Genomic DNA, 12,745 nt, shown 5'->3' with positions numbered 1-12,745 from the left:
AAGCCACCCCTTTGAATCAAGGGATGGCTTTATTTATTATGGCGGCTGTCAAACAGACTCATGGTCATGCCTCCTATGTCGTAAATAAAAATGCGGAGGCTTCAAAACCGGAATAACAAATCTGCGAATTTCCGGACAACTCAGCACTTAATTTCTCCAAACGCTCATTGGCGCAGTCCTTGCAGTGACACAGAGGGATCGTCGTCTTATAATACCCTGTTTTGAACACTTTCTCCGCGTTGTTTCTGGACATCACCGATTCGCATTTCACGCAATACACCATATCTAAGTTAAACATAAATTTCTCCCCTTTACTGAATCTTAATGTCGTTTATTGTTACATTATGTATATATAAATGATTATAAGATACATTTCGTAACTTAACAAGGGGTTTGTTCCTATTAACAGATATAATTGACCACAACGTCATCGTAATATCGATCTGGTTCGTAGCTTTTTGTGATTCTGGCAAATTCTTTATTATGTAAAGTTGCAAGTTGATTTATTTCATAAAGCAATTCGAATTCTACGTAGTCATTAGGTTGAACAGCCGCTTTATACAAATAAATATCTTTGTTCTTACTCACAAGGTCTATGCAACCCTCGCAATGGAACGTTCGATTCGCAACGATAAGCTCAAAGCCGTATATAATTTCGTTATCCGTAGGTAAAATCAATGAACTTTCGAAAGTAAATTGTGACTTCTCTAATTCCAAGATATCGATTAGTGCATACTTCGTATGTATATTTCTCGCATACATTTGAACAATTGTTAATTTACCTTCTAAAGGGGTAGTCAGTGTTAACTTGCTTCTTTTTCCGATCGTCAAAGCCTTCACACCACCTTAATACATATTGTATCTAGTCAAATGAATCTTTGCTTTGTTATAATGGTTTTCTGGTATATTTGGTTAAACACCGTGGATATAATGGTAGAAAAATAAACAGTGAGGAATGATCAAGCTGAAGTATGGAGACCGTATTGCCCTCTTACGTGAAAAGAGAGGACTGACCCAAGAAGAATTATCCATTAAAATTGGTATATCCAGGGCATCCCTTTCTCACTATGAAACAAGCCGTCGCGAGCCCGATTACGAAACCATTAATAAAATAGCGAACTTTTTTAATGTTTCCATTGACTATTTGCTTGGACGCACGAACCTTCAGCAAACTGTTCTTGATAACGATGTTCGGGACTTTGTAGAAAATCTTGATTTAACAGATGAAAATATTTTGCAAAAGTTTTCATTAACCGTTGATGGCCGAAAGCTTTCGCCAGATGAAGCAAAACGGTTCATTGCCTTTGTAAGGGCTGAGCGTTCGTTGGAGTAGTTGATTGCCGAGCAAATTGGACTTTATGAGCCTGAAATTTCTGTTTGTCGATGCCAAGATAGAGAAGAATCTGATGAATATCGATTGAAATCTTAAGTTCTTGATTCATATGTGGACCTACTCCCAACGCTCAGCTTTTCTTAAAAAGTAAAAATTCATTTTCCGTTACTTTCGATACGTTATGTATCTGTCACGAGACAGAATAGCGATGTTCGCCTGCTACTACTTATTTACACCAATATACTTCAAGGTGACGGATGGCGCGGACTGATTAAACAAATCTCTAAGTACAGAGACATTTTTCGTTTTTAAATAGTAATGATAGCCATATGTTTTACGGAGTGTGTGAGTGCCAATATCTGTTAATCCAACTTGTTTCGCCGCTTGATTTAAAATTCGATACACGCGAATTCTCTTGATAGGATTGCCCGTTCGTTGGGACGGAAATAAGTAATTATCCTCGTCCATATATTGAATATACTCCTTGATAAAGGCCTTAAGCTGTGAAGAAAGCTGGAATGTCTTAACTTTACCCGTTTTTTCCTCCCGAACACTTACCACATTTCGATCCCTCACATCTTTTACTTTCAATGATAGAAGATCGCTAAGATGGAGTCCGGAATTAATCCCGATTGTAAAGAGAAGCCAGTCCCGAATTGATTGTTCTTTTAAAACTTCTTGTAATTGTTCAATTTTCTCTTGATCTCTTATCGGTTGAACAACTTGCATGAATAGCACCTCACATGACCATAATCAAATTTCATTGTATGTATCCATTTTTTGCTATTACATATGAACTCAAGGTACTCTATTCTATCAATCCTCCTAATTATTGTATGTTACATATTGTATCACAAATTTGATAAATGATCTATGCCTTTTCCTGTTCTCAAAAGCTAATATCTACGGTATAATTCTTAATAAAGAACGTTTTCATCCTTTAACAACTCATGGAGGGAGGCCACGTACATTGTTAAAAATTGCTAGGTTTCTATTCATCCTTCTCATTTTCAGTGCTATAACGTTTCCAGTATCCGCTTACGCTTCGGGTTATGAGTCAAGCTCTTCTCAGAAAAATAGTTTTTTATCACAGCTTACTTCTTTGTTTAATCTGAGTAAGTTATTTAGTTCAAGTACATACCAGAACAACAATAACAATAGTAATAGTAACAACAACAACAACAACAACAACAACAACAACAACAACAATAATCACAGCAGTAGCAATAACAACAGCAACAATAACAACAATCATAACAACAACAGCAATAACAATAATAACAACAACGACAATCATAACAATAACAACAATAACAACAATAATAACAACAATTGGTATGAAGACTGCTGGGACGACATCGATTGGGGCAATAATGATTGTCCAGATTCCTATGATATTTGGAAAAAGTGGTTCTGCTATTAACAAATAAAAAACTCCGTCAGCATCAGCTGGCGGAGTTTTTTACGGTTATGGCTGCTTCGCTTCCAGGACAAACACGGTAATTTCAGGCCGGCAATTGAACCTTATTGGAAACAATGTAGTTCCTATGCCGCGGTTTGTGTAAACGTGAAATTCACTTTTTTCGAAGGTATAAAGTCCTACCTCATATTTCTGTCCCAGATCCGGTGTAAATAGGCTCCCGTAAAAAGGAATCCGAATTTGCCCGCCATGACTATGGCCTGAGAGCTGCAAGTCAACAGGAAATTTCAAGGCGGTATCTGCGAAATCCGGCTCGTGTGCAAGCAGCAGCACGAACTCGTCTTCTTTGGTACCTTTTAAAGCGAGAGGCAGATCCGGTTTACCGTGGAACATTTCATCTATTCCTGCTATCCATAAACGGCTATTTCCGCGTACAATCGACTTATTTGCGTTGACTAGCACCGTAAAGCCGGATTGTTCAAGTACATCCCTTACCCGCCCAGGGTCCAGGCGCATATCGTGATTGCCGAGAACCGCATATTTGCCCAATTTAGCTTGAAGCTGCGATAGAATCGGAATCACATCGTCACTTATTTGACCGTAATTAGAATCAAATAAATCTCCTGTAAAACAAATCAAGTCAGGCTTTTGCCGCTGAACCAGCTTGACCACTCGTGCCAATTGGTCCAAGCTATAGTACTTACCGAGATGTGTGTCGCTGAACTGAACAATGCGCATGCCCGCGAATGCTGCCGGATACCGACGATACGCAAGTGGAACTGTTTTTAACTGAATCCAATACCTCTCGCCGAAGATGCTATATAGACCGCTTACTCCCGCAAGCGCCGCCAAAGATCCTACCGCAGACATACTATACTTAAGAAACGCCCTGCGATTCATACGTTTATTGGTCACTAGATGTCCCCTTCCCTTACGAGTATCTCTAGGTCTAACTGCGGAGGCTCATGCGGAATTTGTCGAGGGGAATCACATAAGCGTCGATACAATTTGTATAATTTTAATATGATCGGGATTGATTTCGCGGAAAAAACGTGCGATAATAAATTACCAGATACGATTTGTATCACAAAGAATGCTTTGGAGGGGTCACTTGTGAATCATCAGATGCATCAGACGGATTTGGAAGAACTTGATACGGAGTGGATCGAACTTATTATGAACGCACGTAAGATGGGTTTTACGATGGACGAAATTCGCGCATTCCTAAGAAGCCCTTTCCAAACGACTCAAAAATCACAAAATTCAGCTGAAAATGATCCTTGTATGTCCCCATAGATCTACACAAGGTTATCTGGATTATTCATCGTTAGGCCGCTTCATTCTCCATTTGTTAAAATCCAGAAATTCACGAAACTGCTGCTTATCAACCCCAGATGACATGGCTTCTTTAATAATGTCATACCATTCCTGATCGAGCTGAGGCCCATCCTGAGATGTCTCATCCTGCTCATCGATTAATCTCTCGACAGGCACTTTAAGGACAGCTGCAATTTTCTCAAGAAACTGAATAGAAGGATTCTTCTGAATATCCCGCTCCAAGCTGCTAATATAAGATTTAGCAACCCCTGCACGTTCAGCGAGTTCTGTCAATGACAGGCCCTTCTCTTTCCTCAATTGTTGTACGCGTTTTCCAATCATTTCATATCTTCCCTTATCTCAAAGTGATGGGTGCTCTCATAATTATATCAGAATTTCCTCCAAAGAACAAATATGTTTCTTATTAAGAACAATGAGAAAAAAGCCCCCTGCGGGGCTTTTGCTTCTTGCTTGGATTTAACTTCTTGTTTTTTTTGTAAACCTTGCAGACGGGTAACATCATCTATAACAGCAGTCAGGATCGTACAAACCGATGACTTGAGAATACTCACTAGTTAACTTTATCATTATGCCATTTCATGAACTCTATCAAAATTTTCAATTCATGAATGCGTTCTTTGGCGATACCGGATTGTTTCAAATCAGCTATAAAATCCATCCATTCCTGATCCAGTTGATGATTCGTTCCCGTATCTTCCGTAATTTTCAGTAAGAGCTTAAGATCCACATTAAGAACCTCTGCGATTTTTTCTATCACATGAATGGAGGGGTTCTGTTTGAGATTTCTTTCGATATTGCTTAAGTAGGATTTGGAAATACCTGTCCGCTCTGAGAGCTCAGACAATGTGTACCCCCTCTGCTTCCGTATACTTGAAATATTTTGACCGATCATGGTTATCATCACTCCACGGTGACACTTTTGGCAAGATTTCTTGGCTTGTCAACATCGCAACCTCGATATACGGCTGCATAATAGGCAATTAATTGTAACGGAATAACCGAAACCAACGGGGTAAGATGCTCGTGAATAGCAGGCAGGACGATTTGATCGTGTTTTTCCTCCATCCCCTCCATGCTGATCATACAAACATGAGCACCGCGTGCCAGAACTTCTTGGACGTTGCTCCTTATATTGCCCCTAATATGAGATTGGGTTAAAAGCGCAATAACGGGAGTGCCCTCTTCAATTAAGGCAATGGTTCCATGCTTCAATTCTCCGCCAGCGAATCCTTCGGCTTGAATATAGGAAATCTCCTTAAGCTTTAATGCGCCTTCCAGACATGCGTAGTAATCCATGCTTCGCCCTATAAAAAAGCAGGTGCGTGACGCATTCAAATACTTCCATACGTTCTCTTCCATCATCTCCTTCTTGTTAATCATAATTTCCATCGCATTCGCGGCAATACTTAACTCGTGGAAAGGGTTGGTTTCCTGATTGATTCCTTTGGCACGCGCGCTGTCAAATGCGAGTATCGCTAATACAGCAATTTGTGCTGTATAGGCTTTTGTTGAGGCTACCGCGATTTCGGGTCCGGCATGAGTGAGCAAAGTGAAGTTCGCTTCACGTGATAACGTGGAACCTGGTACATTCGTAATCGTCAATGTCGGATAGCCCAGCCGCTTGATGGCTACTAATACACCTCTGCTATCCGCCGTCTCTCCGCTTTGAGAAATAAAGATAAAAAGTGGGTTTTTGGAGAGAATCGGTCTATTATACAAAAATTCACTTGCGATATGAGTTTCAGCAGGAATTTCGGCTATTTTCTCAATCAACTGTTTACCAACCAGCCCCGCATGATAACTTGTTCCGCAAGCAATGATATAGATACGATCCGCTTCCTTCATACTAATGCGAATGTTAGAATCGATGATCAATTCTCCATTGCCATCTTGGTATTTGGAAACAATTTTACGAATGACAAAGGGCTGCTCGTCAATTTCTTTCAGCATATAATGTGGATATATCCCTTTCTCAATATCGCTGGCATCAAGCTTGACTTGAAAAGGCCTCCTCTGCATGAGCTCTCCGCTCAAGGTTTTAATCGTTTTTGAATGTTGGCGAAGAATGACCATCTCCTCATCCATCAATTCCACGAACTGATTCGTTAGCTGCAGCATCGCCATAGCATCGCTTGCAATAACATGAAAGTCTTGGCCTAGTCCGATAAGCAAGGGGCTTTTATTTTTACCAACATAAATCGTATTGATATCTTCGTTATCTAATAAAGCAACGGCGTAAGAACCTTTCATTGTGACGAGCAATTGCCGAAAAGCTTCTTCAACCTCTAAACCGCTTTCCACTAATTTCTCCATCAACTGTACAATCACTTCCGTATCCGTATCGCTTGAGAAAGGGACTCCAGATAGAAAATGCTGCTTGATTTCCTCGTAGTTCTCAATAACCCCATTATGGACAAGAGTGAAGCGACCGCTGTTGCTTTGATGAGGATGTGCATTCCTGCGGCTAGGTTTGCCATGTGTCGCCCATCTTGTATGACCAATACCAACTAACGCTGTCTTCTGTTGATCAATCACATCGTTAAGGGCAGCTATTCGTCCCTGTTCTTTGTATATATGTGTACCTCTTTCATTCAATAAAGCAATTCCGGAAGAATCGTACCCTCTGTATTCCAGTTTTTCTAAACCTTTAATCAAGATTGCTTTCGCGTCCTGATTACCGATATATCCTACAATTCCACACATTTTAAATCTCCTTTGAAATAAAATTCTTAATAAAGAACAATTGAGTAATAATTCGCTATAAATTGAATACATGCTCCAATTCCCACATAAGTTTTTAAAAAGGGAGGGATTCTGTCATGTATTCACTTTCGACGAGTGTATGGAAAAAGGCGCAGCGTACTTACCATAAGGTTTTGCATGCATACAATTCTATACTTTATAGAGACTGCCTTGACATAGAAATGAAGGAAGCACTATTTGAAAAGATGCAGCACCACAGACAGAAGATGAATGAAGGCGCTTAAGCTTGGCGCAGCGTTAAACGCTCATGCTTTTGGCCTTAATCAATGACTCTTTGATACAGGTGATGACCCGCATCTGCTCATCTTCCGACAGACTGGATCCGGATGGTAAACAGAGTCCCCTTTTAAACAATTGCTCGGATATAATCTCATTGTCACTATGTGGGTAAAACTGAACCCCTTCGAATAGAGGCTGCATATGAAGCGGTTTCCAAACTGGACGTGCCTCGATATTCTGTTCCGCCAAAGCTCCCAATAACGCCTCAACCGATACACCGGCTTCATTTTCGTCCAAAGTTAATACAGTAAGCCAACGGTTCGAACGCGTATTGGGCAGCTCGGGCATAAACGCGATGCCTGGAACATGCGCTAACTCTTGAACATATCTTCTGAAAATCGCTCTTCTTGCGTTAACTCTCTCTTCCAGCACCTCTAACTGAGCTCTACCAATCCCGGCGAGCACATTGCTCATCCGATAATTATAACCGGTCTGGCTATGTTGATAGTGTGGCGCATAGTCGCGCGCTTGGGTTGCCAGGAAACGAGCTTTGTTCAACTCCTCGCCTTCGTTGGAAACCAACATCCCCCCGCCGGAAGTCGAAATAATTTTATTGCCATTAAAGGAATAGATGCCAAACTTCCCGAATGACCCGCTCGCTCTCCCTTTATACGTGGAGCCCAACGATTCTGCTGCATCCTCGATTACAGGGATATCAAACGTTTGGCAAATCTCCAAAATTTCATCCATCTTCGCACTTTGGCCATATAGATTAACAACGATGACTGCCTTAGGCAGTTTCTTTTCTTGAGCAGCATCATATAAGGCACGTTCTAGCGCTTGAGGGGACATGTTCCATGTTTCTGGCTCGGAATCAATAAATACCGGTGAAGCTCCCAAATAGACAATCGGGTTAGCACTCGCAACAAAGGTTAGACTTGAACAAAAAACCGTATCCCCCGCTTGAACATCCAGCAGCCGCAGAGCCAAATGAATGGCCGCCGTTCCGGAGCTAACCGCAGCCGCGTCGTTAACGCCCACATAGGAGGCAAGCTCTTTCTCAAATGCATCGACATGGGGGCCAAGCGGAGCGATCCAATTGGTATCAAAAGCATCTTGAATATAGGTCATTTCATTCCCGCTCATGTGCGGAGGGGAAAGATATATTCTTTTTGTATGCGTGAACACAGGGTATGCACTTCCTTTATATGGGTTCTTGGGACCAAAAAAGCGCCTTCGGCGCTGTTAGGCGAACTTTCGGCTGCTAATAATTTTGGCCGGGGTTCCTACTGCTGTACTATTCGTCGGGATATCACTAATGACGGTGGCACCCGCTCCGATAATTGCCCATTCTCCGATGCTTTTCCCAGGAATGACGGTCGCTCCCGCACCAATCATAGTCCCTTCTTTTACAGTCACGGAACCGGTAAGTGTAGCTTTAGGAGCAATGTGGGCATAGTCACCAATGTGATTGTCGTGCTCTACGATGGCACCCGAGTTGATGATCACATGATCGCCAACGCATGTATCAGCACTGACAATGGTATTAGCCATAATAACTGTACCGATCCCAATAGAAGCACTCGAACTGACAATCGCTGTGTGGTGAATGAGTGAAACATAGTTTTCCTTGGCTAGGCCAAGCTTTGTCACAATCGACTTTCGAACCTCGTTATTCCCTATCGCAATTACAAATTTAAGATGGTTCCTTTGACTCAATAAAAGATGTGCGGAAGAGGTCGGCCCTATATATATCTCATTAATTACAGTTAATTCGTCATACTTGTCATCCAAAACGGCAATGATTTTAACATCACTTTTTGAATGAATCAAATCCTTGATGACCTTGCTATGGCCACCCTCACCAATAACGACTAAATCCAACCTGTACCAAACCCTTCATGATAGATTTGATCCGGAGAATTTCTCCATGGTCACATGATTCCCGTGGCTGATTCCATCCGATTTAATCACTTTCACAAAAGTTAGAGCTAGAATTTTGAAATCAAGAAGAAGGCTTTGATTCTCCACATACCAAACATCAAGCCTGAACTTTTCTTCCCATGAGATGGCGTTTCTCCCGTTAACTTGAGCCCATCCCGTAATTCCAGGGCGTACTTGATGGCGTTTGGCCTGCTCTTCCGTGTATAGTGTCAAATAGTCCATTAACAGCGGCCTTGGACCAACTAAACTTAAGTCTCCCTTAATCACATTCACCAATTGGAGCAACTCATCAAGGCTGTATTTTCTAAGGAATTCCCCAAAGGAAGTTAAGCGTATGGAATCGGGCAATAAATTCCCTTCGTTGTCCCTTGCATCTGTCATGGTTCGGAATTTATAGATATTAATCGGTTTGCCGTGCAATCCAGGCCTTAACTGTGTGAAGATAATCGGTGATCCTAGCTTTGCTCGAACCAAAACAGCGACAATGCCGATAACCGGGGAAAAAAGGAGTAATAAAGGAATTGAGATTAGTAAATCAAAAAATCGCTTCATCATAATCATGCTCCTATTGGTCTTAACTAAAAATTTTGATTTCAAACGGCTGAGCTTCCATACAAAATAATTGGACTTCTGGGTACTGTGACCATCGACAGCTACTAACCATTGATTATCATCAATCATTAGCTGGTCGATATGGTGCATCCCATCTTTTCTCCAATCGCCTTCTTTTTTCGTACCGCACAAGATTAAGGAGATTTCCTCCTCCTCATATTCAAACTCCGTTAGCTTGTTTACCTTGAACACTCTTACCGAATCGCCATAATGAGGATAATCCGCTTGTGTGTACCTATAGATCGTTCCATCTGAAAAAATGAATCTTCCTCCGGGTCTGCTAATCATCAGGTTACTAGTAATTATTGGGCTTTGGGGATGTACGAAATAAGGTCCTTCCAATTGCTCCGAATGGAATAAGTGAAGATTCCCACCTTCAGTCCCTGCAAAAATCCACCATTTATTATCGTATTTGATAATAGAGGGATCCATGAAGTTACCATCTAACAGCTCACATGCAACTTCCCATTGATTAGGAAACTGTTTGGCTTTGTACAATAAAACACGATTGGTTTCTATCGTTTCAGGCAGCATAAACATCTCGTCCTCAACTTTAAAAACCTGCGGATAAGATAAATGGAAGTTTTCACTTAGAACGACTTGTTGATACTCCCATTTCAACCCATCAGCACTTATGGCTAAGCCAATTTGCCCACGTTCAAGTTCTTTATTAAAGATCTCAAAGAACAGATAAAACCTCGAATCCTCTTTGACAATAAAGGGATCTGCTACAAATTCAGCAGGCGCATCATTTACGTCTGAAGCTTGTATAGATGGTTTATCCATGTCTAATTCGGTTTCATTTAGCAACGTCGTGATCATATCAGCGGAACTGAAAACCTTGATCGACCAAATCTGAGTAACTATTCCCTTCTTCATAAGGGAAATTAAACTCTTTATTTTTTTAAGAAACTTCCGATTTATAGGGAACAAACATTCATCCCCCTTCAGTCAGTACCGACATACGCATGAGTAAGCCCTCGCTATACCGTTACTTCTTCTTCTTTTTTATGAAAACCATATGGATTATGGGCTTGCCATCTCCAGGAATCCAGACACATCTCTTTAATGCCCCTCTGAGCACTCCAGCCTAACTCACGCTTAGCCTTGTTCGGATCCGAATAACAGACGCCTATGTCACCTGGTCTTCGATCTGTCATCAGATATGGAATATGTTGTCCGGTTGCATTTTCGAATGCTAACACCATTTCCACAACACTATACCCCTGCCCCGTACCAAGGTTGTATGCCTCTACCCCTGTACTTGCCATAATCTTCTCCAATGCTTTCACGTGCCCACATGCCAAATCAACGACGTGGATATAATCTCTGACACCCGTGCCATCTACAGTTGGATAATCATTTCCATAAATCATTAATTCCTTTAATCTCCCTACTGCCACTTGAGTAATGTAAGGCATTAAATTATTAGGTGTGCCGTTTGGATCTTCGCCTAATCTGCCACTACTATGAGCCCCAATCGGGTTAAAGTAGCGTAACAGCGCAATGCTCCATGTGGGATCGGACACATACATGTCCTGCATGATCTCTTCAATCATCAGTTTTGTACGACCATATGCATTTGTTGCACCTAGTGGAAAATTTTCTGTAATTGGCACTTGATCCGACATGCCATATACGGTTGCTGACGAACTGAATACGATTTTTTTCACCGCATATTCCTGCATTAGCTCACATAACACAATCGTGCCCGTTATATTGTTGTGGTAATATCGCAATGGTAAACGAACGGATTCACCTACTGCTTTTAGTCCTGCGAAATGAATCACAGCTTCAATTTTATTTTGTTTAAAAACCAACTCTACATCCTGACGGTTTAACAGATCAATCTGATAAAATGCAAAGTCTTTACCTGTTAGCTCTTTTACTCGTTTCAAAGACTCTAGGCTGCTATTGCTTAAGTTATCAACAACAACAATTTCGTATCCTGCGTTCAGTAACTCTACACAAGTATGACTTCCGATATAGCCGGCTCCACCGGTTATAAGTATTGGCATTTTGAACCTCCTGACTGTTAGTTAGAATTTTAAGTAGTCACTTCGATAAATAATATTTAGACTAACTACATTCTCGTAGTAAAAATAAATCAAGTAAAAACCTAGGAGCATGTAATACATCAACTTCTGTTCTCTTTTTACAAATAGACTTATGACATATGATATAAGTATCACATTATATACTCCGAAATAGATGGTAAACCTAGCGAAAATCCAATTCTGAGTAGCAACTGCCATTACAACAAAATTTATTATTGACATATTGACAACATAATCACTATAAGGAAAAATTTCACTAAGCTTATGTCTTCCAATAAAAGCAAAGATTAGAGGAATGGCACTGATAGCTACCCTAATGATGTTAGCTCCCCCCTCTTGGAAATTCTGATACTCACTATAGTGCGTATCGGCGATTGCAGAGAATATTGCATCAGATAATACACTATATCCAAGAATTAATAACATAGCCAATATTAGGATGACGAAGGTGGATGACGTCCATGCCTTTCTTCTCACAACAAAAAACATAGGTATAAGAATTAGGGCGCTACCATGAAATAAAGAGGCGAAAGATACCACAAGAAAATATTTCTTCCAGTTTCCTTCAAATAGATATTTGGTTGCAGCAAAAATAATAGCCGAAGCCAAAAACTGTCTAACACCGCTCATGGAAACTAAGAATAGCCCCGAAGTTATGTATATAAAAATACTTAATTCAAACATTCTCGAATATTTGTATAACACATAGACAATGAGTACATTAGTCACTAATGCTGTAATAAATATTAACAACTGTGGATCATCAGTGATTTTCTGCAATATCATTTGTAAAATACCGAAGCCTATATCCTTCTCAGCTTTTACTTGTTCCCATGTGTAATTATTTAATCTGTAAGAATACATATAAAAGAAAGTATCACCAATATTATTGCGGAGCCCGGCTATGACTACGAATGTTGCCATAACGATACCCGCCAGCCATTTATTAGGCTTCACTGCTAGGGCCTCAGCACCAATTGCCACAGGTTTGGCCAAAATCCTTGAAAAATAGGAGGCGATATAGACAACAATCAGATTAACCCATAGGATGGCCATTTT

At 40.7% G+C, this 12,745-nt stretch carries 15 protein-coding genes and 1 pseudogene; 2 read left to right on the top strand and 14 right to left on the bottom strand.

Going from position 1 to position 12,745, the window contains the following annotated elements:
- Nucleotides 1-73: 73 nt before the first annotated feature.
- The gene (locus tag GON05_RS04285) at nt 74-298 is read right to left on the bottom strand and encodes a hypothetical protein (RefSeq protein WP_157317952.1); all 225 of its coding nucleotides are present in this window, start codon (nt 296-298) and stop codon (nt 74-76) included.
- A gap of 104 nt (nt 299-402) precedes the next feature.
- A complete protein-coding gene (locus GON05_RS04280; RefSeq protein ID WP_157317951.1) occupies nt 403-831 on the bottom strand; it encodes a hypothetical protein in 429 nt (142 codons plus the stop codon).
- Between the two features lie 133 nt (nt 832-964).
- Here GON05_RS04280 and GON05_RS04275 point away from each other — a divergent pair, with 133 nt between their 5' ends.
- On the top strand, nt 965-1,333 hold the full coding sequence (locus GON05_RS04275; protein WP_174806797.1) for a helix-turn-helix domain-containing protein: 369 nt from the start codon (nt 965-967) through the stop codon (nt 1,331-1,333).
- A 222-nt stretch (nt 1,334-1,555) separates the two neighbouring features.
- Here GON05_RS04275 and GON05_RS04270 read toward each other — a convergent pair whose 3' ends face one another.
- The 3 genes from GON05_RS04270 to GON05_RS04260 form a co-directional block, all read right to left on the bottom strand.
- Nucleotides 1,556-2,062, bottom strand: a complete 507-nt coding sequence (locus GON05_RS04270) for a tyrosine-type recombinase/integrase (protein ID WP_127455452.1) — start codon at nt 2,060-2,062, stop codon at nt 1,556-1,558.
- Nucleotides 2,063-2,462: 400 nt separating this feature from the next.
- Nucleotides 2,463-2,759, bottom strand: coding sequence for a hypothetical protein (locus GON05_RS40220; RefSeq protein WP_157317950.1), 297 nt, complete (start codon nt 2,757-2,759; stop codon nt 2,463-2,465).
- 42 nt (nt 2,760-2,801) lie between these two features.
- Nucleotides 2,802-3,668 carry a metallophosphoesterase gene (locus GON05_RS04260; protein ID WP_309492629.1) on the bottom strand — a complete coding sequence of 289 codons (867 nt, stop codon included), beginning with the start codon at nt 3,666-3,668 and terminating at the stop codon, nt 2,802-2,804.
- A gap of 198 nt (nt 3,669-3,866) precedes the next feature.
- Between GON05_RS04260 and GON05_RS04255 the strand changes: the two genes are divergently transcribed.
- A complete protein-coding gene (locus GON05_RS04255) occupies nt 3,867-4,049 on the top strand; it encodes an anti-repressor SinI family protein (RefSeq protein ID WP_309492628.1) in 183 nt (60 codons plus the stop codon).
- 21 nt (nt 4,050-4,070) lie between these two features.
- Here GON05_RS04255 and GON05_RS04250 read toward each other — a convergent pair whose 3' ends face one another.
- From GON05_RS04250 to GON05_RS04210, 9 genes and pseudogenes are all read right to left on the bottom strand, one after another.
- Nucleotides 4,071-4,412, bottom strand: a complete 342-nt coding sequence (locus GON05_RS04250) for a helix-turn-helix domain-containing protein (RefSeq protein ID WP_127455449.1) — start codon at nt 4,410-4,412, stop codon at nt 4,071-4,073.
- Nucleotides 4,413-4,641: 229 nt separating this feature from the next.
- Nucleotides 4,642-4,983 (bottom strand): helix-turn-helix domain-containing protein, encoded by a 342-nt coding sequence (locus GON05_RS04240; protein WP_127455448.1) that lies wholly within the window; start codon nt 4,981-4,983, stop codon nt 4,642-4,644.
- Nucleotides 4,984-4,991: 8 nt separating this feature from the next.
- Nucleotides 4,992-6,794 carry a glutamine--fructose-6-phosphate transaminase (isomerizing) gene (gene glmS, locus GON05_RS04235; RefSeq protein ID WP_157317948.1) on the bottom strand — a complete coding sequence of 601 codons (1,803 nt, stop codon included), beginning with the start codon at nt 6,792-6,794 and terminating at the stop codon, nt 4,992-4,994.
- 297 nt (nt 6,795-7,091) lie between these two features.
- A complete protein-coding gene (locus tag GON05_RS04230; protein WP_157317947.1) occupies nt 7,092-8,219 on the bottom strand; it encodes a DegT/DnrJ/EryC1/StrS family aminotransferase in 1,128 nt (375 codons plus the stop codon).
- A 99-nt stretch (nt 8,220-8,318) separates the two neighbouring features.
- Nucleotides 8,319-8,957 (bottom strand): acetyltransferase, encoded by a 639-nt coding sequence (locus tag GON05_RS04225; protein WP_157317946.1) that lies wholly within the window; start codon nt 8,955-8,957, stop codon nt 8,319-8,321.
- A 15-nt stretch (nt 8,958-8,972) separates the two neighbouring features.
- Nucleotides 8,973-9,569, bottom strand: a complete 597-nt coding sequence (locus GON05_RS04220; protein WP_157318071.1) for a sugar transferase — start codon at nt 9,567-9,569, stop codon at nt 8,973-8,975.
- Nucleotides 9,570-9,671: 102 nt separating this feature from the next.
- Nucleotides 9,672-10,415, bottom strand: a pseudogene (locus GON05_RS40045) (glucosamine inositolphosphorylceramide transferase family protein); the annotation flags it as partial.
- Between the two features lie 197 nt (nt 10,416-10,612).
- Entirely contained in the window at nt 10,613-11,647 is a 1,035-nt protein-coding gene (galE, locus tag GON05_RS04215) for a UDP-glucose 4-epimerase GalE (RefSeq protein WP_157317945.1), read from the bottom strand.
- Nucleotides 11,648-11,668: 21 nt separating this feature from the next.
- Complete coding sequence (locus GON05_RS04210) at nt 11,669-12,742, bottom strand: EpsG family protein (RefSeq protein ID WP_157317944.1); 1,074 nt, start codon at nt 12,740-12,742, stop codon at nt 11,669-11,671.
- Nucleotides 12,743-12,745: the final 3 nt, after the last annotated feature.

It is taken from the genome of Paenibacillus anseongensis, assembly GCF_009757995.1.
GTDB classification, from domain to species: domain Bacteria; phylum Bacillota; class Bacilli; order Paenibacillales; family NBRC-103111; genus Paenibacillus_E; species Paenibacillus_E chondroitinus.
This window is presented reverse-complemented; position numbering and strand designations above follow the sequence as displayed.

Coding starts and splice junctions, on each gene's coding strand:
- GON05_RS04285 (WP_157317952.1), bottom strand. CDS start 298: ATGTTTAACTTAGATATGGTGTATTGCGTGAAATGCGAATCGGTGATG.
- GON05_RS04210 (WP_157317944.1), bottom strand. CDS start 12,742: ATGGCCATCCTATGGGTTAATCTGATTGTTGTCTATATCGCCTCCTAT.
- GON05_RS04270 (WP_127455452.1), bottom strand. CDS start 2,062: ATGCAAGTTGTTCAACCGATAAGAGATCAAGAGAAAATTGAACAATTA.
- GON05_RS04250 (WP_127455449.1), bottom strand. CDS start 4,412: ATGATTGGAAAACGCGTACAACAATTGAGGAAAGAGAAGGGCCTGTCA.
- galE (WP_157317945.1), bottom strand. CDS start 11,647: ATGCCAATACTTATAACCGGTGGAGCCGGCTATATCGGAAGTCATACT.
- GON05_RS04230 (WP_157317947.1), bottom strand. CDS start 8,219: ATGAGCGGGAATGAAATGACCTATATTCAAGATGCTTTTGATACCAAT.
- GON05_RS04220 (WP_157318071.1), bottom strand. CDS start 9,569: ATGAAGCGATTTTTTGATTTACTAATCTCAATTCCTTTATTACTCCTT.
- glmS (WP_157317948.1), bottom strand. CDS start 6,794: ATGTGTGGAATTGTAGGATATATCGGTAATCAGGACGCGAAAGCAATC.
- GON05_RS04240 (WP_127455448.1), bottom strand. CDS start 4,983: ATGATCGGTCAAAATATTTCAAGTATACGGAAGCAGAGGGGGTACACA.